The 352-nt window shown below is 47.7% G+C and carries 1 protein-coding gene; it reads left to right on the top strand.

Annotated features, from left to right (window positions below; all coding sequences use genetic code 11):
• The coding region (locus tag ACTHSP_RS23025; protein WP_440347131.1) for a hypothetical protein at positions 1-303 on the top strand (303 nt) is incomplete at its 5' end.
• Positions 304-352 lie beyond the last annotated feature (49 nt).

The following is a 352-nucleotide window of genomic DNA, read 5'->3' as shown; positions in this document are numbered from 1 at the left end:
CTGGAAATCAACGTTTACCAACTTGTCCAAAAATTTGAAACGCTGGTTTCAGAAAACCGCCGTCTCAACGAAGAAATCGACAGACTCAAACTCGAGCAAGAGCAACAAAAACGCCAACACGACGCGGCCATTGACGAACTCAGCGAAGCCTTGCTGGTTCAAGTCGGCAAACTCAAAGAAGACCTGCAAAGCAAAATTGACAACCTGACTGCCGAAAAAGAAAACTACCGCAACGCGCTGGCCCAAAGTGCAGACCAAATCCGCAGCCTCATTGCCCGATTGCCCCAAGAAACACAACAATAAAAGGACGCCCCGTGAGTATCGAACAAGTCAATCTCGACATCATGAATGT

This window comes from Neisseria sp. P0001.S005 (assembly GCF_051963715.1).
This window is presented reverse-complemented; position numbering and strand designations above follow the sequence as displayed.